This is a genomic window from Nonomuraea sp. NPDC049758, assembly GCF_040674635.1.
In the GTDB taxonomy this organism is placed as follows: Bacteria; Actinomycetota; Actinomycetes; order Streptosporangiales; family Streptosporangiaceae; genus Nonomuraea.
This window is the reverse complement of record NZ_JBFAMZ010000014.1, coordinates 239,430-258,324: the sequence shown is the minus strand read 5'-3', so window position 1 is coordinate 258,324 and position 18,895 is coordinate 239,430. Positions and strand designations below refer to the sequence as shown.

Here is an 18,895-nt window from a genome sequence, read left to right as displayed (position 1 = left end):
CCATCCTTGACGAACGCCCCCGATAGTTCTTTGATACTCGCTCAAGGAACCCCCCAAGGAGGCGTCGTGGCATCAACGGCCGCCCATCCACACCTGCACCGGGGACTCAAGCTCCTCGGCACCCTCCTCCTCACCCTGTCCGCCATCACCCCCGCGTCCTCGGTCTTCATCATCGCCCCCGGCGTGATCTCCCAGGCCGGCAGCGGCGCGATCCTCAGCTACCTGGCCGGCGCCGTCGTGGGCGTGTTCATGGCCTTCGTCTACGCCGAGCTGGGCTCGGCGTTCCCGCTCACCGGCGGCGAGTACGCCATCACCGCCCGGACGCTCGGCCGGCTGCCCGGCTTCGTGGTGCTCGGGCTGATCCTCATCACGCAGCTGCTCATCATCGCCGTCATCGCGCTGGGCGTGGGCGCGTACCTGTCGGTCGTCCTCCCGGGGCTGGACGGGCCGCTGGTGGCGGCCGTGACGTGCCTGCTCACCACCGTCGTGGCGGTCTTCGACATCAAGCTGAACGCCTGGGTGACCGGGGTGTTCCTGGCCATCGAGATGATCGCGCTGGTGGTCGTGGCGGCGCTCGGCCTGTTCAGTCCGCAGCGCTCGCCGGTCGAGCTGATCACCCATCCGGTGGTGGCCGGGGACGGCGGCGCGCTGGTGCCCGCCTCGCTGGGCCTGATCGGCGCGGCGACCGCGGTGGCGATCTTCTCCTACAACGGGTACGGCTCGGCGGTCTACTTCGGCGAGGAGGTGCACGACGCGCCGAAGAGCATCGCCAAGACCGTGCTGTGGGCGCTGGGCGTCACCGTGGCGGCCGAGCTGGTGCCGGTGACGGCGGTGCTGGTGGGCGCGCCGTCGCTGGAGGGCCTGTTCGGCGCGGAGAACATGATGCAGTACTTCGTCACCGCCCGCGCCGGGTCCGTGGCCAACACGGTGATCTCCCTGGCCGTCGCGCTGGCCATCCTCAACGCCGTGCTGGCCATCATCCTCATCACCTCGCGCATGTTGTTCAGCACCGGGCGGGACCGCGCCTGGCCCGCGCCGGTCAGCCGCCTGCTGTCGTCGATCCACGCCCGGTACGGCTCGCCGTGGGTGGCCACGGTGCTGACCGGCGTGGTCAGCGCGGCCTGCTGCTTCATCGACGAGCGCTTCCTGCTGGTGGTGACCGGCACCTCGATCGTGGCCGTGTACGCGGCGCTGTGCCTGGGCGCGATCGCCGGGCGGCGCAACGGCAGGACCGGCCACGCGGCGTACCGGATGCCGTGGTTCCCGCTCGCACCGGTCCTGGCGCTGGCCGCGCTGGCGTACGTGATCTACCTCAACGCGCTGGACCCGGTGATCGGCCGGCCCAGCCTGTACGTCACCGCCGGGATCGCGGTGGTGTCGGCGGCGTACTATCTGGGGGTGCTGCGGCGGCGCGGCGGGTGGGATCTGGCTGAACCATGAGAGTGATCATCTTCGGGGCGACCGGCATGGTCGGGCGCGGCGTGCTCAGGGAGTGCCTGCTCGACGAGCGCGTGACGGCCGTGCTCACGGTCGGCCGGTCGCCCACGGGGACGGTCCATCCCAAGCTGCGCGAGCTGCTCCATGCCGACCTGTCGGACCTGTCGGCCGTCGAGGGCGAGCTGGCCGGCTACGACGCCTGCTTCTTCTGCCTCGGCGTGTCCGCGGCGGGCATGAGCGAGCAGGACTACCGGCGGATCACCTACGACTACACGCTGGCGGCCGGCACCACGCTGGCCCGGCTCAGCCCGTCCTCGACCTTCGTCTACGTCTCGGGGGCCGGCACCGACGCGCACGGCCGCGCGATGTGGGCCAGGGTGAAGGGCGCGACGGAGAACGCGCTGCTCGCGCTGCCGTTCCACGCCTACATGTTCCGTCCCGGCTACATCCAGCCGATGCACGGCGTGACCTCGCGCACCCGCTGGTACCGGCTGGCCTACGTCGTGGCCGCGCCGCTCTACCCGCTGCTGCGGCGGCTCTTCCCGGCGGCGGTGACGACGACCGAGCGCATCGGCCAGGCGATGATCACCGTGGCCGAGCGCGGCGCGCCCGAGCGGATCCTCGGCCCGGCGGCGATCAACGCCCTGTGACGGCGGCCCGCGGCACCGGCCGCACGGCCCCCGGCATCAGCGGCACGGCCAGCAGCGAGGCGAGCGCGGCCAGCCCCCACACCGCCTCCCACGAGGCGAGGCCGAGCACCACGGGGACGAGCAGCGGGGTCACGAAGCCCGAGGCGAAGCAGGCGGTGCCCTCCAGGCCGAGCGCGGTGCCCGCCCTGGCCGCGCCCGCCATGGCGGCGATCTCGGTGTAGGCGATGCCGTGCCAGGAGTTGGCCAGCAGGCCGCCGATCGCCAGGGCGGCGACGGTGAGCGGGGTGGGCGCCGAGGTGAGCACCGCGGCGGCGGCCATCACGACGCCGGACAGCGTCCCGATGGCGCGGATCCAGGTGCGCCGACCGCCGCGGCGGTCGGTGCGCCGGCCGGTCCAGATGCGCGCCGCGCCACCGCCGAGCTGGGCGACGAGCACGGTGACGGCGGCCAGGCCGGCGCCGGCCCCCTTGACGTCGTGCAGGAAGATCGCGGTGAAGGACAGCACGGCGAACTGCGGCACGGTGAGCAGCCCGCTGGCCAGCGCCACCCGCCACACGTCCCAGCGGCGCAGCGGGGAGGGGCCGGGCTCCGGGGCGGCGGCCGCGGCGGCGGGCGCCGGCTCGTGCAGCCAGCGCCAGGTGGCCGCCGCCGCCAGCAGGCAGAACACCGCCGGTACGGCGTAGACGGCGCGGAACCCGTACCGCTCGGCGAGCCAGGGCAGCAGGGCGACCCCGACCGCGCCGCCGACGGGGATGGCCGTCTGGCGGACGCTCATGGCCAGCCCCCGCTCGCCGTCGGCGAACCAGGTCATGACGGCCCGCCCGGAGGCGCCGTTCACGCTGCCGCCCAGCGCCCCGGCGGCCAGCAGGCACGCCGCCAGCAGGGCCACCCCGGCGTGCTCGGCCGGCGTGACGGCGGCGGCCATCACCGCCAGCAGCGCGCCCGTGGCGGTCAGCCCGGCCAGCAGCACGCGGCGGTCGCCCCACCGGTCGGTGAGCATGCCCCACGCGATGTCGGAGACGGCCACCCCCAGCCCCAGGCAGGACAGGACCAGGCCGAGCGAGCCCAGCGACAGGTGGTAGCCCGAGCGCATGGAGACCGCGGTCAGCGGGATGCCGGAGAACATGGCCGAGAAGCTGGCCTGGGCGCCGACGCCCACGGACAGCACGACCCATCGGTGCCGCGCGCCGAACCGGCGCGTCCCGCCGCCGACGGTGATGAGTGTCGCCACGATGCCCCCAAAGTAACCGGATTCAATGGTTAGAAACCATGGCAGCGCCGGAAGTAACTTGTCAACGCGGTTACGATGGGAGCCGTGGACTTCACCTTCGTCAGCGGCAACCTCGCCCTCGACCTCGCCGGCACCATCGGCCACCGCCGGGGCGCGCGCATCGACCTGCTGGCCTCCCCCGCCGACCTGGCCCGCTGGACGGTCGCCGCCGGGCTCCTCGACGAGCCGCCCGAGACCGGCGACGACGACCTGGCGCGGGCGACGGCCCTGCGGGAGGCGATCTACCGGCTGGCCACGGCCGCCCGCGAGGGCAGCCCGTACGGCCGGGCCGACCGCGACCTGCTCAACGAGACCGCCCGGCGCCCGCCCGCGGACGTCGCGCTCGAAGAGCGCGGCCTGCGGCGCGGCGGCGGCCTGCCCGGCGCGCTGTCCACGACCGCGCGCGCGGCGATCGAGCTGCTCGGCGGCCCCCAGGCGGAGCTGATCCGCGAGTGCGAGGCCGCCCCCTGCACCCGCCTGTACGTCGACGCCTCCCACCGCCGCACCCGCCGCTGGTGCGACATGCGCGGCTGCGGCAACCGCGCCAAGGCCGCGGCCTTCCGCGCCCGTGCGGGCGCCTGACCGGGATGATGGAATAACGGCGGAGGCCGGGACGCTACGGTACCTGTCAAAGATTCAACAGTCATGGATGGTGACTAAAGTGCAGTTCGGAATCTTCAGCGTGGGCGACGTGACCACCGACCCCACCACCGGCAGGACCCCGACCGAGCACGAGCGGATCAAGGCGATGGTGGCGATCGCGCTCAAGGCCGAGGAGGTCGGCCTCGACGTGTTCGCGACGGGCGAGCACCACAACCCGCCGTTCGTGCCGTCCTCGCCGACCACCATGCTCGGCTACATCGCGGCCAGGACCGAGCGGCTGATCCTGTCCACCGCCACGACGTTGATCACGACCAACGACCCGGTCAAGATCGCCGAGGACTTCGCCATGCTCCAGCACCTGGCCGACGGCCGGGTGGACCTCATGCTGGGCCGTGGCAACACCGGGCCGGTCTACCCGTGGTTCGGGCAGGATATCCGCCAGGGCATCCCGCTGGCCGTGGAGAACTACGCGCTGCTGCACCAGCTCTGGCGCGAGGACGTCGTCGACTGGGAGGGCCGCTTCCGCACCCCGCTGCAGGGGTTCACCAGCACGCCGCGCCCGCTCGACGGGGTGCCGCCGTTCGTGTGGCACGGCTCGATCCGCAGCCCGGAGATCGCCGAGCAGGCCGCCTACTACGGTGACGGCTTCTTCGCCAACAACATCTTCTGGCCCAAGGAGCACTTCATCCGCCTGATCAACCTCTACCGCCGGCGCTACGCCCACTACGGGCACGGCACGCCCGAGCAGGCGATCGTCGGCCTGGGCGGCCAGGTGTTCATGCGCAAGAACTCCCAGGACGCGGTCCGCGAGTTCCGCCCCTACTTCGACAACGCCCCCGTGTACGGCCACGGGCCGTCGCTGGAGGAGTTCACCGCCGAGACCCCGCTCACCGTGGGCAGCCCGCAGCAGGTCATCGACCGGACGCTGGAGTTCCGCGAGTTCTTCGGCGACTACCAGCGCCAGCTGTTCCTCATGGACCACGCCGGCCTGCCGCTGAAGACCGTGCTGGAGCAGCTCGACATCCTGGGCGAGGAGGTCGTGCCGGTGCTGCGCAAGGAGATGGCCAAGGACCGCCCGGCCGGCGTCCCGGACGCGCCGGCGCACGCCTCGCTGCTCCAGGCCCGTACGTCCCAGGCCGTCGAGGTCTGACCCCTCCAGGGAAGGAGATCCCCCCATGAAGCTCGTCGTCGTCACGGCCGGCCTGACCCAGCCGTCCTCCACCCGCCTGCTCGCCGACCGGCTGGCCGAGGCCACCCGGCGGCGGCTGGACGGCGCGGCCGAGGTGCGCGTGGTCGAGCTGCGCGACCTGGCCGTGGACATCGCCAACAACCTGGTGACCGGCTTCCCCGGCGCCCGGCTGCGCGAGGTGGTCGAGGCCGTGACGGAGGCCGACGGGCTCATCGCGGTCACGCCGACCTTCAGCGGCTCCTACAGCGGGCTGTTCAAGTCGTTCTTCGACGTCCTGGACAACACGGCCCTGGCGGGCACGCCCGTGCTGATCGCCGCCACGGGCGGCACCGCCCGCCACTCGCTCGTGCTGGAGCACGCGCTGCGCCCGCTGTTCGCCTACCTGCGGGCCGTCGTCGCGCCGACCGCCGTCTACGCCGCCTCGGAGGACTGGGGCGGCGGCGGCGACTCCTTCACCGACGGGCTCGGCGAGCGCATCGACCGGGCCGCCGGCGAGCTGGCCGGCCTGCTGGCGGGCCGCGCTCCCCGCCCGGCCGCGGCCGCGAACGAAGGCGGGGCCGGGGCGGACGAGGAAGTCGTCCCGTTCGCGGAGCAGCTCGCGGCATTGCGCCCACTGCGCTAGTTTGCAGCGGTGCTGACCGCTATGTGCCTCTCGCTGTCCCTTGCCGTGACCTGCGTCTCCCCCGCAGACCTCAACAACCCACACAAGAAGGACATCGCCATGCAGCTGGTGTCCAGCGCGGAGAACTCCTCGCTGGACTGGAAGGCCCAGTACGGCTACATCGAGGACATCAAGGACGAACGCGGCTACACCGCGGGCATCATCGGCTTCTGCTCCGGCACCGGCGACATGCTGGAGCTGGTCGAGCTCTACACCAGGCGCAAGCCCTCGAACGTGCTGGCCAAGTACCTGCCCGCGCTGCGCAGGGTCAACGGCACCGACTCCCACAAGGGCCTCGGCAAGCCGTTCGTCAAGGACTGGAAGAAGGCCGCGGCCGACCCCGTCTTCCAGCGGGCCCAGGACCACGAGCGCGACCGCGTCTACTTCGACCCGGCCGTCCGCCGGGCCAAGAAGGACGGCCTGCGGGCGCTCGGCCAGTTCGCCTACTACGACGCCATGGTCATGCACGGCCCCGGCTCCGACAAGCTCAGCTTCGGCGGCATCAGGAAGGCCGCGCTGGCCAAGGCCGCCTCCCCCGCCCGCGGCGGCGACGAGGTGACCTACCTCAACGCGTTCCTCGACGCCAGGAAGGCGGCAATGAAGGCCGAGGACGCCCACGACGACACCACCCGGGTCGACACCATGCAGCGCGTCTTCCTCAGGAAGGGCAACCTCGACCTCAGGCCGCCGCTGACCTGGAAGGTGTACGGCGACAAGTACACGATCAAGCACTGATTCGGCGATCAGGGTAGGTTGATGCACAAGCCGAACAAACGGGGTTAATCATGTCCAACGGTGCCCGTCATGGTCTGGGAGTGGTCGCGGGGCTGCTTCTTCCGCCGCTGATCGCCGCCTGCCTCATGTACGGCATCGGCGAGCTCGGCCTGACCATGGCCACGCGGTTCAGGGTCTCCTGGATCGGGCTGGCCGTGATCGCGGCGGCGGGGGCCGGTCTGGCGTTCCTGGCCGGCTCGCGCCTGTCACCGATCGCCTCGCTGCTCGGCGGACTGGCCTACACCGCGCTCGGCCTGGTGCCCGCGGTGGAGCTGGGCGCCGGGTTCCGCGTCCTCCCCGACGGGCTGGTCACCGGCAGCCTGGGAGCGGGCCTGCAGACCATGATCTACACCGGGGTCATGCTGTTCCTCGGCGTGGCGCTGCTGGTCGTGTCGGCCTTCCCGTCGCGGTGGCGGTCCCCGGCGCGGCCGTCGGCCTACGCCTCCGACTACGGCTCGGCGGGCTCGCCGTACCTGCCGCAGGGCACGCCGCACGACGTCACCAGGCCGATGCACCGCGAGTGAGCCCGGCAGGGCCTGGCAGAATGCGGCCATGCGCGACTCGAAGATCGTCGACTTCCTGGCCGAGCTGGCCGACAAGGTGCCCGCCCCCGGCGGCGGGGCCACCGCCGCCCTGCACGCGGCCCAGTCCGCGGCGCTGCTCGGCATGGTGGCCCGCTACACCACCGGCGAGCGGTACGCCGAACACGCCGATACGGTCGCCGCGGTGATCGAGGAGACCGACACCCTCCGCGCGCGGACGCTGCGGCTGGCCGAGGAGGACGCGGCCGCCTTCACCGCGGTCTCCGACGCCTACCGGCTGCCCAAGGGCGAGGAGCGCGGCGTCTCCATCGCCCGCGCCCTGGCCGGCGCGGCCGAGCCCCCGGCCCTGGTGGTGGCGGCCGCCACGCGCCTGGTCGAGCTGTGCGAGCTGCTGCTGCCGATCGGCAACCGCAACGTCGTCACCGACGTCGCCGCCGCGGCCGAGGCCGCCCGCGCCGCGCTCACCACCGCCCGGGTGAACGTCGAGGTCAACCTGCGGGGCATCAAGGACGAGCAGGTCCGCGAGGAGCTGACGGCCCGCCTGGCGGGCGTCGAGGCGGCCGTCGCCACGGCCGACCGGATCACCGCCGGGGTACGCGAGGAGATCGCCCGATGAGGACGCTGACCGGCCGCGACCTGGCCACCGCGATCAAGGCTCAGACGCAGGCCGAGGCCGCCGCCGGGCCGCAGCCCAGGCTGGCCGTCGTGGTGGCCACGGCCGACGAGGCCAGCCTGTGGTACGTCCGCTCGATCGCCAAGGCCGCCGCGGGCGTCGGCGTCGCCTGCGACATCGTCGACCTCGGCGCCGACGCCGACCCCGGCAGGATCCACGAGACGCTGGCCGGACTCAGCGCCGACGACGCCGTCCACGGGGTCATGCTCCAGACTCCGCTGCCCGCCGGGGCCTCGGCGCAGGAGCTGGCCGCCGCCATCGACCCGCGCAAGGACGTCGACGGCGCGAACCCGCTCTCGCTCGGCCGCCTGGCCGCCGGGCTGCCCGCGTTCCCGCCTGCCACGGCGGCGGCCGTCATGGCCCTGCTCGACCACTACGAGGTGCCGCTCGAAGGACGGCGGGCGGTGGTCGTCGGCCGCTCGACCGTGGTCGGCAAGCCGCTGGCCCACCTGCTGCTCGACCGGCACGCCACGGTCACCGTCTGCCATTCGCGCACCCGCGACCTGGCCGCCGTCACCGCCGGGGCCGAGGTGCTCGTGGCCGCCGTCGGCCGCGCCGGGCTGATCGGCGCCGCGCACGTCGCGCCCGGCGCGGTGGTCATCGACGTGGGCACCAACCCGACCGACGACGGCGGGCTCACCGGCGACGTCGACTTCGCGGCGGTCGCGGAGGTGGCCGGCGCGCTGACCCCGGTGCCCGGCGGCGTCGGCCCGGTGACGACCGCGCTGCTGCTGCGCCACACCGCCCGCGCGGCGAACCTGCCCTGAGCCCCGACATCCGAGAGTGGAGACCATCGATGGGTGACGTCCTGATCGTGCAGAACAGCAGGAGCGGCGGCCCGAGCCGGCTCGGCGACTGGCTGGAGGAGGCCGGGTTGCGGCTCGACGTGGTGCTCGCGCACGAGGGCGCCCCGCTGCCCGACCGGCTGGACCGGCACGACGCCATGATCATGCTCGGCGGCGGCTACCTGCCCTCCGAGGACGACCGGGCCCCGTGGCTGGCCGACGCCCGCCGGCTGGTGGGCCAGGCGCTGGCGGACGGCGTGCCGCTGTTCGGCATCTGCCTGGGCGGCCAGATGCTGGCCGAGGTGGCCGGCGGCGAGGTGACCGGCGACACCGGCGCGCCGGAGAACGGCAGCCTGCCGGTCACGATCCGGCCCGAGGCGGAAGGCGACCCGCTGTTCCAGGGCCTGCCGCCGGTGGTGCCCGCGATCGAGCACCACAAGGACGCCGTCACCCGGCTGCCCGCCGGCGCGGTGTGGCTGGCCGAGACGCGTGCCTGCCCCTACCAGGCGTTCCGGGTGGGCGAGCGGGCGTGGGGGGTGCAGTTCCATCCCGAGGTGCTGCCCGCGCGCGTGCGCGAGTGGACGCCCGACGGCTTCGACCCCGCGGAGGTCTACGCGGGCGCAGTGGCCGACGAGCCGGTCTCCACGCCGATCTGGCGCGAGGTGGCGACCCGCTTCGCCAAGATCGTCAACGCCTGACCTCCCGCCTTCGCAGTCCGTCAGCGCCTGACCTCCCGCCTTCGCAGTCGGAGTCGCTCTGCGGCCCGGCGTGCCCGACGGCCGGGGCAGCCGAACAGCCGGGCAGCCGGGCAGCCGGGGTGGCCGGGGCGGGCGGTGGCCGGGGCGTGGGACGAATGGCCCTAACGTGGGGGGAATGCGGGTAGACAGACTTCACGCCTGGCCGGCCGACGCGGCCGAGGCCGAGGCCGTCCAGGACCGGTTGCGCAGCCGCGTGGAGCTCGCCGGGCCCACGGCCTTCCCCCTGGTGGCCGGCCTCGACGTGCACTACCACGGCGACGACGAGGTGACGGCGGCGGTGGTCGTCCTGGACGCGGCGACGCTGGAACCGGTCGAGCGGGCGGTGGCCCACGGCTGGGCCGCCTTCCCCTACGTGCCCGGCCTGTTCGCCTTCCGCGAGCTGCCCACCCTGGTGGAGGCGCTCGAACGTCTCGCCGTCACCCCCGACCTGCTGGTCTGCGACGGCCACGGGCTGGCCCACCCGCGCGGTTTCGGCCTGGCCTGCCATCTGGGCGTGCTGACCGGCCTGCCCGCGCTCGGCGTGGCCAAGACGCCCTTCGTGGGCGAGCACGAGCCGCCCGGCCGGGAGCGCGGGGACTGGACGCCGATCGTCCACGAGGGCGTCACGGTGGGCAGGGCGCTGCGCACGCGGCGGGACACGAAACCGGTCTACGTCTCCCAGGGCCACCGGATCGGCCTGGACACCGCCACGTCCCAGACCCTGCTGCTCACGCCGCGCTACCGCCTCCCCGAGCCGGTGCGCCAGGCCGACCACCTGGCCCGTCACCCCGCCGGAACCTGACCGCCCCTCGGCCGGCCCCGCCGGTAGGGCCGGCGCGGGGTCAGCGGCGCCAGGCCCAGACGACGAGCCAAACACTGAGTCCGAAGATCGTCATGCCCAGCGGCACGTGCGCGGCCACCGCCCCCGACCCGCCGAGCATCGACTGCAGGAACCCGAGCAGCAGCACCCCCAGGCTGACCAGCGCGGGCCAGCCCGCGCCGCGCCCCGGCCGCCACAGCAGCACGGCCGCGACGAGCTGGAGCAGCCCGAGCAGGTGGACGGCGCCCGCCCCGGCCCCGTGCAGGCCCGCGCCGGCCCCGCTCATGAGCTGCCCCGCCGTGACGGCCTGCAGGAGCACCGCCAGCATGCTGAGCGTGGCGAGGGCCTTGAACGCGGTCAGGTACCCGCTTCCCTTGACGACCTGGGTGACCACTGGACTCTCCTTCGACCTCGGGTGGACGCCCCCCAGGATCGCGCCGCCGCCGGAGCCGGGCATCCGCCGCCCGTCGTCATCCTCGCTACGCCCAGCGTCGTACGCCCACGCCGGGTCCTACGCTCACGCCGGGTCGTGCGCCCCCGAGGAGGCCAGCGGGGGCAGGATCGCCTGGGCGTCCGCGCCGCCGAACCAGAGCCCGATCACGAACGCGGCCGTCGCCTCCAGCTGCACGGCCCGGTCGAGGCCGCCGCCGTCCAGCGGGGTGCAGCCCAGGTCGCGGACCAGGCCCCGGACCAGGTCGAGCGCCCGGACGTCGTCGCCGCACAGGGGCACCGCCAGCGGGCGGCCGCCGAACACGGGCGGCGTCATCCGCCACACGTCCACGTGGCACAGGTTGAACGCCTTCACCACGTGCCCGCCCGTGAGGTCGGCGATCCGGCGGGCGAGCGGACGCGTGACGTCGTACCTGTCGGGGGCGGCGGCGTTCGTCACGTCGATGATCGGCTTGCCGCGCAGGGCCGGGCCGGCGGCGGCCAGCACGTCGCCCAGCCCCGCCTCCCGGACGCCCACCATCACGACCTCGCCGGACGCGGCCGCCTCCGCCCAGCTCCCCCAGCGCGCTCCAGGGCGGCCGGCCTGGGCGTTCATGCTCTCCGCGCGGGCACGGGCGCGCTCGGGGTCGCGTCCGCTGACCGTCACCTCGTGCCCGGCCCTGATCCACTGTGTGCCGAGGGCGTCGGCCATGCCGCCGGCGCCCAGGATCCCGATCTTCATGTCGTCCTCCGTGCTGCGAAAGGGCTTTACTAGGACAAGGACTCTAGAAATCCCGTCACGCACCGATCGGTGCCTATCGGAGGCGTTACGTGTTTCTCGCCGACTGCCAGGCCAGACTGGCCTTCGACCTGATCGCCAACACCTGGAACGCGGTCGTCGTCTGGTCGCTGCGCCACGGCCCGTGCCGTCCAGGGGAGCTGCGTGCGCAGATCGGCGGGATCAGCCCCAAGGTGCTCACGGAGACGCTGCGCCGCCTGGAGTTCAACGGGCTGGTCACCCGCCGGGCCTACGCCGAGGCCCCGCCCCGGGTCGAGTACGCGCTGACCGACCTGGGCCGCTCCCTGCTCGGCCCGATCGAGGCGTTCGGCGTGTGGGCCCACGACCACGCCGAGGACGTCATGGACGCCCAGGACCGCTGGACGGGCTCGCAGTCCCCCGCTTCATGAGGATTCTTTAACGCAGCGTTACTGAGTAATTACTCTGGGTAGCAAGTCGGTGGTTGATTCCACCATCCCCAGGAGGTACTCATGCCTGACGTCCAACGCCGCCGCGCCGCCGTCATCGGGGGCGCGCTCACCGCGGCCCTGACCGCCGCGCTCTTCGCGGCGCCCGCGTACGCCGTCGTCGATCCCGCCACCGCGGTCCCGTGCGCGGCCGAGGCCGCCGCGGGCCTGGCCGCCCTGGTGGACCCGGCGGCCCCCCAGGCGCCGACCGAGATCCCCGCGGCGGGCTGCCTGCATCCCTGACCGGCCGGCCACCGCGCGGGCGGTGCGGCGAGCCACGCCGCACCCCCGCCACCGGCCCTGCCCCCTCCCAGCTCCGACAGCTCCGACAGCGCAATCCCCGTGCCCGACCAGCAGCAGTCGAGGAGTCCCCATTGAAGTTCCGAATCCTGACCAGCGCAGCGGTCCTCGCTCTGGCGGCGGCGGCCGCCGTTCCCCCAATCGCCCTCGGGTCAGGGGGCCGAAACGATCCGGGGAACATCAATGTCCAGGCCATCGTCGACCGGGTCAACATCTTCACGTCGTAGTGAGGCCACCACAGTTGACCGTGGCCGAGTCCGAGTCCGCTCCCCGGCCGCGGAGCACGCTGGAGCGCATCGGCTACGTCATGTTCCTCAGCCGGTGGATACAGGCGCCGCTCTACCTCGGGCTGATCGTCGCCCAGGTCGTCTACGTGTGGCGGTTCATGGTCGAACTCGCCCACCTGGTCGAACTCGGGTTCGGCGGCAACCCCCCGGAGACCACGATCATGCTGATCGTCCTCGGGCTCGTCGACGTCGTGATGGTCTCGAACCTGCTGATCATGGTCATCATCGGCGGCTACGAGACCTTCGTCTCACGGCTGCGCATCGACGGCCATCCCGATCAGCCGGAGTGGTTGTCCCATGTCAACGCAAACGTCCTCAAAGTCAAGCTGGCCATGGCGATCATCGGGATCTCGGGGGTGCACCTCCTGCAGATCTTCATCAACGCCGCGCGGCCGGCCATCACCGACAGGGAACTCGTATGGAAAACATTGATCCATCTCACCTTCGTGGTCTCGGCGCTGGCGCTGGCCGTGATGGATCGGATCATGGCGGGCGGGCGGCACGTCCAGCAGGCGCACCGGGACCAGCAGCCCGGCGGCGTCGCGCAGGAGCGGGTCGCCGCCGCCTAGCGATCGCACTGGCGGCCGGCGCGGGGCTGCTGGCCGGCGCGGGCTGGGCGGCGCCGGCGTACGCCTCGGCCGCGGCGCCTGCCCAGGGGCCGCGGCCGCTCATCGGTGACGTGGTCGTCTTCAACGACGAGATCGTCGAGCCGGTGTCGCTCCCGGTGAGCACCTGCGGCGGCCTGCTGCCGGTGCTGAGCGGCGCCCCCACCGGGTGCGAGGGCACGTCCAGGGTGTCGGACGACGACGCCTGAGATCCCCGGCGCCCGCCCGCGGGGGCGGGCGGGCGCCGGACCCCGGCGGGGCCAGCCGTAAAGAGGCGTTCGAGAACCTCGCCCAGGTCAGCGGTAGAGGCGTTCGAGAACCTCGGCCGGGTCAGCCGTAGAGGCGTTCGAGGACCTCGGCCACGCCGTCCTCGTCGTTGGAGGACGTGCGGTGCCCGGCCGTGGCCAGCACCAGCGGGTGGGCGTTGGCCATCGCGTAACCGGCCCCGGCGAAGGCCAGCACGGCCAGGTCGTTGGGCATGTCACCGAACGCCACCACTTCGGCGGGCTCGATCCCGCGTGCCAGGCACAGCTCGGCCAGCATGCCCGCCTTGGTCACGCCCAGCGCGCTGACCTCCAGGAGCCCCGGCACCCCGGAGTGGGTGACCTCGGCCAGCTCCCCCACGGCCGCCGCGGCCAGGGCCGACATCTCGTCGAGGGTGTGCGCGGGCGAGAGCACCAGCAGCTTGACGATCGGCTCGCCCGCCTCGCACGCCGAGGCCACCTCCCGGTAGTGCGCCACGTCGTGCTCGACCCGTCGGTTGTAGCCGGCCTCGGTGAGCACGCCCGTGCCGGTCTCGACGGCGAAGGCCGCCCCGGGCAGGGCCGCGGCCAGGCTGTCGGCCACCTTCCTGGCGGCCTGCGGCTCGATCGTGCGGCTGGCGACGATCCGCGCGGCGGCCAGGTCGTACAGGAGGGCGCCGTTGCTGCAGATCGCGAGGCCCGTCAGGCCCGCCTGGCCGGCGATGGCGTGGATGGAGCGCGGCGGGCGGGCGGTCACGAAGACGATCTCCGCTCCGGCGGCGCGGGCCAGGCCCAGGGCCTGCCGGGTGCGCGGGGAGACGACGCCGGCGGAGGTCAGGAGGGTGCCGTCGAGATCGGTGGCCACGATGCGGGGCGGGGTGGCGGAGGTCACGTCCCCACCGTAGATCCCGGCCGGAAGGGGCTCAGGGGTAGGGTGCCCTCGTGTCTTCCAATCCGGGGCGTTTCGCTCGGTCCGGGCCGCGTCCGGACGACCGGGTCGCCTCCGTCTTCCGGTTCGCGTCGGAGCTGGTCGCCTGGGTCGCCGCGCCGTGGGCGCTGCTTCCCGGGTCGGTGTGGCAGGCCGTGTTGTCGGTCGTGGTGCTGATCGGGCTGCCGACGGTGTTCGCCACGCCCGGTGACAAGCGGGGCGTGCTGGTCGCCGTGCCCGGGTTCGTGACCGTCGGGCTGGTCGCCCTGCAGCTCGTGGTGGCGGTGGCGGCGGCGTGGGTGGCCTGGCACGCGGTCGTGGCGGCGGTGGTCACGGTGCTGGCGGTGGTCACCGTGGTGCTGGAACTGCCGCGCTGGCGCTGGCTGCTGACGGGCTGAGCGGCCGCGCGTCCGGAGGGTCTGTCAGAGGCGCATCTCGGCGGGGAGGCGGGTGGCGGCGTTGAGCAGCTCCAGGCCGAGCAGGTCGCCCGAGGCGCCGTAGTCGAGGACGACGTCCTCCGAGACGGTCTGCCGTACCGCCTCGCCTGGCACGATTTCGTGCTTCATCGCGATATAGGCGATGTCCTGTTCCTTGTTCCAGCTGACGTACACGGTCCGGGTGAGCTGGCGGTCCGGCGGGGCGTCGTCCGGCTGGAGCAGGCCCTCCTTGGCCTCGTGCGAGCCGGCCAGCGCCGCGCGTACCATGGCCAGCGCCACCTCGACCGCCTCCAGCGAGTCGCGCCCGGTCGCCCGGCGCTCGTGCTCCCACCCGGCCAGCCCGTCGATCCGGTACGGGCACGCCCACTCCCCCGCCTCCTCGTACGGCATGCCGACGGCGACGGTCACCTCGCGCGGCGGGACGGTCTCCAGCACCAGCACCCGCTGGGCGATCTCGTACATGCCGCATCATCTACCCAGCCGCCCGCTTCCGGAAGACCCACGGCCCGAGCCATATCATCCGGGGCCGATGCGTTCCGGCTTCCGGCGGCGGCGGGTTAGTGTGCGTTAGGGTCGCAAGGGGGCCTAGATGAACGAGTCGTTCGGCACACGTCTGCGTGCCAGGCTGGACAAATTCGGCCCGCTCTGTGTGGGCATCGATCCGAGCCCGGCGTTGCTCGACGCCTGGGGCCTCGACGACTCACCGGGCGGCCTTGAGCGCTTCAGCCGCACGGTGGCCGACACGATCAGCGACGTGGCCGCCGTGGTCAAGCCGCAGTCGGCCTTCTACGAGCGCTGGGGCAGCCGCGGCGTCGCCGTCCTGGAACGCACCATCGCCGATCTGCGCGAGGCCGGCACGCTGGTGCTGCTCGACGCCAAGCGCGGCGACGTCGACACCACCATGGCCGCCTACGCCGAGGCCTACCTCGACCAGGGCAGCCCGCTGGCCGCCGACGCTGTGACGCTCAGCCCCTACCTGGGGTTCGGCTCGCTGGAGGTGGCGATCACCTCGGCGGTGGCCAACGACGCCGGCGTCTTCGTGCTGGCCCGCACCTCCAACCCGGCGGCGGCCGGGCTGCAGCAGCGGGTGGCCGACCTGGTGCTCGCCGGGGCCGCCGCGGCCAACGCGGGCCACGAGCCGTTCGGGCCGGTGGGAGTGGTCATGGGCGCCACGCTGCCCGCGCTCGACCACTCCCTGGCCGACCTCAACGGCCCGATCCTGGCTCCGGGGCTCGGCGCGCAGGGCGCCTCACCCGCCGACGTGGCCCGGCTGTTCGCCCCGGTACGCGGCTCCGTCGTGCCGTCGGTCTCCCGGGCCGTGCTGGCCGACCCGCGCCGGCTGCGGTCGAGGACTCTGCAGTACCGGGACGAGTGCGTCACGTACCTGACGTACTGAGCCGTTCGACGGCGGCCAGCACCGCCCGTACCGACGCGGTGAGCACGGAGGTGTCCTGACCGGCGCCCCAGCCGATCACGCCCCCGACCCGGGCCTCCACGTACGCGACGGCGCTGCTGCCCGTCCCCGGGTCCACGGCGTGCTCGGCGTAGTGCAGGACGTCGACCTCGACGCCGTCCCCGGCCAGCGCGGCGGTCAGCGCGGACAGCGGCCCGTTGCCGGTGCCGCGCAGCACCCGCCCCGACTCCAGGACGCCCTCGAACTCGTGCGTCCCCGGCGCGGTCTCGGCCGTGCGCCAGGAGGCGAACCCGGAGCGCTCGCCGGGCGCGATGTAGGTGGCGTGGAAGAGCGCCCGCAACTGGTCGGCGGTGATCTCCTCGCCGCTGTCGTCCGTGGCCCGCTGCACCGTCGCGGCGAAGTCGATCTGCAGGCGGCGCGGCAGGTCGAGGCCGTGGCGGGCGCCCAGCAGGTACGCGATGCCGCCCTTGCCCGACTGGCTGTTGACCCGGATCACCGCCTGGTAGCCGCGTCCCACGTCGGCCGGGTCGATGGGCAGGTAGGGCACCTCCCACGGCGCCTGCTCCGGCGGCACGCCCAGCTCGGCGGCCCGCGCGGCGTGGTGGGCCAGGCCCTTGCCGATGGCGTCCTGGTGGGTGCCGGAGAAGGCGGTGTAGACCAGGTCGCCCGCGTAGGGGTGGCGGTCGTGCACGGGCAGGCGGTTGCAGTGCTCGACGACGCGCCGGATCTCGTCGATGGCGGAGAAGTCGATCATCGGGTCGACGCCCTGGGAGTGCAGGTTGAGCGCGAGGGTCACCAGGTCGACGTTGCCGGTGCGCTCGCCGTTGCCGAACAGGCAGCCCTCCACCCGCTGCGCCCCGGCGAGCACGGCCAGCTCGGCGCAGGCCACGCCGGTGCCGCGGTCGTTGTGCGGGTGCACCGACAGGATCACCGAGTCGCGGCGGTCGAGGTGGCGGTGCATGTACTCGATCTGGTCGGCGTACACGTTGGGGGTGGCGATCTCGACGGTCGCGGGCAGGTTGTGGATCACCGGGCGGTCCGGGGAGGCGTCCCAGAGGGCGGTCAGCTCGTTGCAGATCTCCAGCACGTAGTCGGGCTCGGTGAGGTTGAACACCTCGGGGGAGAACTCGAAGCGCACCGGGAGCCCGTCGGCCAGGCGGGCGACCTGGCCGGCCGCGTCCAGGACGAGCTTGCGCAGGGCGTCGCGGTCGTGGCCGAGCACCACGTTCCGCCAGGTGGGCGCGGTCGCGGTGTAGAGGTGCACGACCACGTCGGGCAGGCCGCGGATCGACTCGAAGGTGCGCTCGATCAGGTCCTGCCGGGCGGCGGTGAAGGCCACCACCGTCACGTCGTCGGGCACCGCGCCGGGCTCGGCCAGCTCCCTGAGGAAGTCGAAGTCGAGCCTGCTGGCCGACGGGTAGCCGACCTCGATCTCCTTGAAGCCCATGCGCACCTGGAGGTCGAACAGGCGGCGCTTGCGCGCCGGGTCCATCGGCTCGGCCAGCGCCTGGTTGCCGTCGCGCAGGTCGACCGGGACCCAGAGGGGGGCGGCGGTGATGCGGCGCGAGGGCCAGGCGCGCTCGCCGGTCAGGGGCACCTCGACCCGCTCGTGGGCGGGCCGGTAGCGGTGAGAGGGCATCGCGCTGGGGCGCTGCCGGTTCCATGCGTACACGTCTTCGTTCCTTCTTCGGCGGTCGGACGACCGGCAGCACCTCGCACGCCGCGGCGGGGTGCCGGTCCGGTCAGGCCCCGCCGCGGCGGCCGAGAAGAAGGAGACCGTACGACGACATGGCGGCTACACTAACCACAACACAGGTCCTCAGACAACCTGAGAGGTTTATATGCCGCTCGGCGCCCTCCGCCGCAGCCCCCTGGTCGACCAGGCCGTCCAGCACCTGCGCGAGCAGATCACCGGGGGCCACTGGCCGGTCGGCACCCGGCTGCCCGGCGAGAACGCGCTGGCCAAGACGCTCGGGGTGGGCCGGTCCACGGTCCGCGAGGCGCTGCGGGCGCTGGCCGGGGCGGGGCTGGTGCGGGCGCGTCAGGGTTCGGGGGTGTTCGTCATCGCCTCGGAGCCGGCCGAGGACTGGCCGGCGCGGCTGCGCCGGGCCGCGATCACCGACGTGTACGAGGTCCGCATGATGGTCGAGACCCAGGCGGCCAGGCTGGCGGCGGCCCGGCGTACCGACGAGGACGTCGCGGCGATGGAGGCCGCGCTCCAGGCCCGCGAACGGGCGGCGGGCGAGGACGACGCGGCGTTCGTCGACGCCGACATCGCGCTGCACGCGGCGGTCGTGGCGGCGGCGGGCAACCCGGTGCTCACGGACCTGTTCGCCGAGTTCGCGCCGGCGTTGCGGGAGGGGCTGATCGACATGGTGGGGCTGCTGGAGCTGCGCGGCCACGACCGCAACCCGGGGCACGACGCGCACGCCGCGCTGGTGGCCGCGGTCCGCGACGGAGACGCGGCGGCGGCCGGCGACCTGCTGCAGGCCGAGCTGGAGCAGACCCTCGCCCGGCTGCACACGCAACCCGGCGCCTGACAGAGCGCCGGGGCAGGCGGTCCCGGCAGGCGGTCCCGGCGGGTGGAGCAGGCGGCAGGTCAGGCGGGTGCGCCAGGCGGGTGCGTCAGGCGGTGGGGCCGGCGTCGGGGCGGATGACGTCCTCGCCTTCGTCGTCCTCCTCGGGCGGCTCCTCCGGGACGGGCTCCTCCAGCTCGTCGGGCGGGTCCGCGGACAGCGGGCGGCGGGTCCTGGGCGATCCGGAGGCGGACCGCTCGGCGACCACGTCGCTCTCCCCCTCCACGCCTCCCACCGCCGCGGGCAGGTCGTCGGGCTTTCGGTTCATGGCCCCCACCTGCCCGTGACGGC

At 73.6% G+C, this 18,895-nt stretch carries 25 protein-coding genes; 18 read left to right on the top strand and 7 right to left on the bottom strand.

Going from position 1 to position 18,895, the window contains the following annotated elements:
- Positions 1-66: 66 nt before the first annotated feature.
- Together AB0J46_RS33155 and AB0J46_RS33150 are read left to right on the top strand one after the other, a co-directional pair.
- Positions 67-1,440 carry an APC family permease gene (locus AB0J46_RS33155; RefSeq protein WP_364338085.1) on the top strand — a complete coding sequence of 458 codons (1,374 nt, stop codon included), beginning with the start codon at positions 67-69 and terminating at the stop codon, positions 1,438-1,440.
- Positions 1,437-2,087: an NAD(P)H-binding protein gene (locus AB0J46_RS33150; RefSeq protein ID WP_364338084.1), complete on the top strand. Its 651-nt coding sequence runs from the start codon at positions 1,437-1,439 to the stop codon at positions 2,085-2,087. The genes AB0J46_RS33155 and AB0J46_RS33150 overlap by 4 nt, the downstream gene beginning before the upstream one ends.
- Here the strand turns inward: AB0J46_RS33150 and AB0J46_RS33145 are convergent.
- Positions 2,074-3,318, bottom strand: coding sequence for an MFS transporter (locus AB0J46_RS33145; RefSeq protein ID WP_364338083.1), 1,245 nt, complete (start codon positions 3,316-3,318; stop codon positions 2,074-2,076). The genes AB0J46_RS33150 and AB0J46_RS33145 overlap by 14 nt on opposite strands.
- Positions 3,319-3,402: 84 nt before the next feature.
- On the opposite strand from AB0J46_RS33145, the gene AB0J46_RS33140 reads away from it, so the two are divergent.
- From AB0J46_RS33140 to AB0J46_RS33100, 9 genes are all read left to right on the top strand, one after another.
- Positions 3,403-3,939 carry a CGNR zinc finger domain-containing protein gene (locus AB0J46_RS33140; RefSeq protein WP_364338082.1) on the top strand — a complete coding sequence of 179 codons (537 nt, stop codon included), beginning with the start codon at positions 3,403-3,405 and terminating at the stop codon, positions 3,937-3,939.
- Positions 3,940-4,018: 79 nt separating this feature from the next.
- Complete coding sequence (locus AB0J46_RS33135) at positions 4,019-5,110, top strand: LLM class flavin-dependent oxidoreductase (RefSeq protein WP_358285574.1); 1,092 nt, start codon at positions 4,019-4,021, stop codon at positions 5,108-5,110.
- A 25-nt stretch (positions 5,111-5,135) separates the two neighbouring features.
- Positions 5,136-5,771: an FMN reductase gene (locus AB0J46_RS33130; RefSeq protein ID WP_364338081.1), complete on the top strand. Its 636-nt coding sequence runs from the start codon at positions 5,136-5,138 to the stop codon at positions 5,769-5,771.
- A gap of 9 nt (positions 5,772-5,780) precedes the next feature.
- The gene (locus AB0J46_RS33125; RefSeq protein WP_364338080.1) at positions 5,781-6,545 is read left to right on the top strand and encodes a chitosanase; all 765 of its coding nucleotides are present in this window, start codon (positions 5,781-5,783) and stop codon (positions 6,543-6,545) included.
- Positions 6,546-6,595: 50 nt separating this feature from the next.
- On the top strand, positions 6,596-7,108 hold the full coding sequence (locus tag AB0J46_RS33120; RefSeq protein ID WP_364338079.1) for a hypothetical protein: 513 nt from the start codon (positions 6,596-6,598) through the stop codon (positions 7,106-7,108).
- Positions 7,109-7,136: 28 nt separating this feature from the next.
- The gene (locus AB0J46_RS33115) at positions 7,137-7,742 is read left to right on the top strand and encodes a cyclodeaminase/cyclohydrolase family protein (protein ID WP_364338078.1); all 606 of its coding nucleotides are present in this window, start codon (positions 7,137-7,139) and stop codon (positions 7,740-7,742) included.
- Entirely contained in the window at positions 7,739-8,566 is an 828-nt protein-coding gene (locus AB0J46_RS33110) for a bifunctional 5,10-methylenetetrahydrofolate dehydrogenase/5,10-methenyltetrahydrofolate cyclohydrolase (RefSeq protein ID WP_358285564.1), read from the top strand. Before AB0J46_RS33115 ends, AB0J46_RS33110 begins: the two co-directional genes overlap by 4 nt.
- A 29-nt stretch (positions 8,567-8,595) precedes the next feature.
- Positions 8,596-9,282, top strand: a complete 687-nt coding sequence (locus tag AB0J46_RS33105; RefSeq protein ID WP_364338077.1) for a type 1 glutamine amidotransferase — start codon at positions 8,596-8,598, stop codon at positions 9,280-9,282.
- Between the two features lie 175 nt (positions 9,283-9,457).
- On the top strand, positions 9,458-10,123 hold the full coding sequence (locus tag AB0J46_RS33100) for an endonuclease V (protein ID WP_364338076.1): 666 nt from the start codon (positions 9,458-9,460) through the stop codon (positions 10,121-10,123).
- Positions 10,124-10,163: 40 nt separating this feature from the next.
- Here the strand turns inward: AB0J46_RS33100 and AB0J46_RS33095 are convergent, their stop codons facing one another.
- Complete coding sequence (locus tag AB0J46_RS33095) at positions 10,164-10,535, bottom strand: hypothetical protein (protein WP_364338075.1); 372 nt, start codon at positions 10,533-10,535, stop codon at positions 10,164-10,166.
- 123 nt (positions 10,536-10,658) lie between these two features.
- Entirely contained in the window at positions 10,659-11,312 is a 654-nt protein-coding gene (locus tag AB0J46_RS33090) for an NAD(P)-binding domain-containing protein (RefSeq protein ID WP_352361254.1), read from the bottom strand.
- A gap of 89 nt (positions 11,313-11,401) precedes the next feature.
- Between AB0J46_RS33090 and AB0J46_RS33085 the strand changes: the two genes are divergently transcribed.
- The 4 genes from AB0J46_RS33085 to AB0J46_RS33070 all read left to right on the top strand — a co-directional run bounded on the left by AB0J46_RS33085 (position 11,402) and on the right by AB0J46_RS33070 (position 13,216).
- On the top strand, positions 11,402-11,758 hold the full coding sequence (locus tag AB0J46_RS33085) for a helix-turn-helix domain-containing protein (protein ID WP_364338074.1): 357 nt from the start codon (positions 11,402-11,404) through the stop codon (positions 11,756-11,758).
- Positions 11,759-11,839: 81 nt separating this feature from the next.
- A complete protein-coding gene (locus tag AB0J46_RS33080; protein WP_364338073.1) occupies positions 11,840-12,058 on the top strand; it encodes a hypothetical protein in 219 nt (72 codons plus the stop codon).
- A gap of 304 nt (positions 12,059-12,362) precedes the next feature.
- The gene (locus AB0J46_RS33075) at positions 12,363-12,971 is read left to right on the top strand and encodes a TIGR00645 family protein (protein ID WP_364338072.1); all 609 of its coding nucleotides are present in this window, start codon (positions 12,363-12,365) and stop codon (positions 12,969-12,971) included.
- A gap of 110 nt (positions 12,972-13,081) precedes the next feature.
- The gene (locus AB0J46_RS33070) at positions 13,082-13,216 is read left to right on the top strand and encodes a hypothetical protein (protein ID WP_352361246.1); all 135 of its coding nucleotides are present in this window, start codon (positions 13,082-13,084) and stop codon (positions 13,214-13,216) included.
- A 121-nt stretch (positions 13,217-13,337) separates the two neighbouring features.
- Here AB0J46_RS33070 and AB0J46_RS33065 read toward each other — a convergent pair whose 3' ends face one another.
- On the bottom strand, positions 13,338-14,141 hold the full coding sequence (locus tag AB0J46_RS33065; RefSeq protein ID WP_364338071.1) for an HAD-IIB family hydrolase: 804 nt from the start codon (positions 14,139-14,141) through the stop codon (positions 13,338-13,340).
- A gap of 50 nt (positions 14,142-14,191) precedes the next feature.
- Here AB0J46_RS33065 and AB0J46_RS33060 point away from each other — a divergent pair, with 50 nt between their 5' ends.
- Positions 14,192-14,575, top strand: a complete 384-nt coding sequence (locus AB0J46_RS33060) for a hypothetical protein (RefSeq protein WP_364338070.1) — start codon at positions 14,192-14,194, stop codon at positions 14,573-14,575.
- Between the two features lie 24 nt (positions 14,576-14,599).
- Here AB0J46_RS33060 and AB0J46_RS33055 read toward each other — a convergent pair whose 3' ends face one another.
- Positions 14,600-15,076: a DUF2283 domain-containing protein gene (locus tag AB0J46_RS33055; protein ID WP_364338069.1), complete on the bottom strand. Its 477-nt coding sequence runs from the start codon at positions 15,074-15,076 to the stop codon at positions 14,600-14,602.
- Positions 15,077-15,203: 127 nt separating this feature from the next.
- Between AB0J46_RS33055 and pyrF the strand changes: the two genes are divergently transcribed.
- On the top strand, positions 15,204-16,010 hold the full coding sequence (pyrF, locus tag AB0J46_RS33050) for an orotidine-5'-phosphate decarboxylase (RefSeq protein ID WP_364338068.1): 807 nt from the start codon (positions 15,204-15,206) through the stop codon (positions 16,008-16,010).
- On the opposite strand, the gene AB0J46_RS33045 is transcribed toward pyrF, so the two are convergent.
- Complete coding sequence (locus AB0J46_RS33045; protein ID WP_364338122.1) at positions 15,991-17,667, bottom strand: 2-isopropylmalate synthase; 1,677 nt, start codon at positions 17,665-17,667, stop codon at positions 15,991-15,993. The genes pyrF and AB0J46_RS33045 overlap by 20 nt on opposite strands.
- A 202-nt stretch (positions 17,668-17,869) precedes the next feature.
- Here AB0J46_RS33045 and AB0J46_RS33040 point away from each other — a divergent pair, with 202 nt between their 5' ends.
- Positions 17,870-18,568 carry an FCD domain-containing protein gene (locus tag AB0J46_RS33040; protein WP_364338067.1) on the top strand — a complete coding sequence of 233 codons (699 nt, stop codon included), beginning with the start codon at positions 17,870-17,872 and terminating at the stop codon, positions 18,566-18,568.
- An 85-nt stretch (positions 18,569-18,653) separates the two neighbouring features.
- On the opposite strand, the gene AB0J46_RS33035 is transcribed toward AB0J46_RS33040, so the two are convergent.
- Positions 18,654-18,872 (bottom strand): hypothetical protein, encoded by a 219-nt coding sequence (locus tag AB0J46_RS33035; protein WP_352361234.1) that lies wholly within the window; start codon positions 18,870-18,872, stop codon positions 18,654-18,656.
- Between the last annotated feature and the right edge of the window lie 23 nt (positions 18,873-18,895).

Excerpts from the sequence above, each read along its gene's own strand:
- AB0J46_RS33150 (WP_364338084.1), top strand. The coding sequence starts at position 1,437 with ATGAGAGTGATCATCTTCGGGGCGACCGGCATGGTCGGGCGCGGCGTG.
- AB0J46_RS33130 (WP_364338081.1), top strand. The coding sequence starts at position 5,136 with ATGAAGCTCGTCGTCGTCACGGCCGGCCTGACCCAGCCGTCCTCCACC.
- AB0J46_RS33120 (WP_364338079.1), top strand. The coding sequence starts at position 6,596 with ATGTCCAACGGTGCCCGTCATGGTCTGGGAGTGGTCGCGGGGCTGCTT.
- AB0J46_RS33115 (WP_364338078.1), top strand. The coding sequence starts at position 7,137 with ATGCGCGACTCGAAGATCGTCGACTTCCTGGCCGAGCTGGCCGACAAG.
- AB0J46_RS33110 (WP_358285564.1), top strand. The coding sequence starts at position 7,739 with ATGAGGACGCTGACCGGCCGCGACCTGGCCACCGCGATCAAGGCTCAG.
- AB0J46_RS33105 (WP_364338077.1), top strand. The coding sequence starts at position 8,596 with ATGGGTGACGTCCTGATCGTGCAGAACAGCAGGAGCGGCGGCCCGAGC.
- AB0J46_RS33100 (WP_364338076.1), top strand. The coding sequence starts at position 9,458 with ATGCGGGTAGACAGACTTCACGCCTGGCCGGCCGACGCGGCCGAGGCC.
- AB0J46_RS33090 (WP_352361254.1), bottom strand. The coding sequence starts at position 11,312 with ATGAAGATCGGGATCCTGGGCGCCGGCGGCATGGCCGACGCCCTCGGC.
- AB0J46_RS33080 (WP_364338073.1), top strand. The coding sequence starts at position 11,840 with ATGCCTGACGTCCAACGCCGCCGCGCCGCCGTCATCGGGGGCGCGCTC.
- AB0J46_RS33055 (WP_364338069.1), bottom strand. The coding sequence starts at position 15,076 with ATGTACGAGATCGCCCAGCGGGTGCTGGTGCTGGAGACCGTCCCGCCG.
- pyrF (WP_364338068.1), top strand. The coding sequence starts at position 15,204 with ATGAACGAGTCGTTCGGCACACGTCTGCGTGCCAGGCTGGACAAATTC.
- AB0J46_RS33045 (WP_364338122.1), bottom strand. The coding sequence starts at position 17,667 with ATGCCCTCTCACCGCTACCGGCCCGCCCACGAGCGGGTCGAGGTGCCC.
- AB0J46_RS33040 (WP_364338067.1), top strand. The coding sequence starts at position 17,870 with ATGCCGCTCGGCGCCCTCCGCCGCAGCCCCCTGGTCGACCAGGCCGTC.
- AB0J46_RS33035 (WP_352361234.1), bottom strand. The coding sequence starts at position 18,872 with ATGAACCGAAAGCCCGACGACCTGCCCGCGGCGGTGGGAGGCGTGGAG.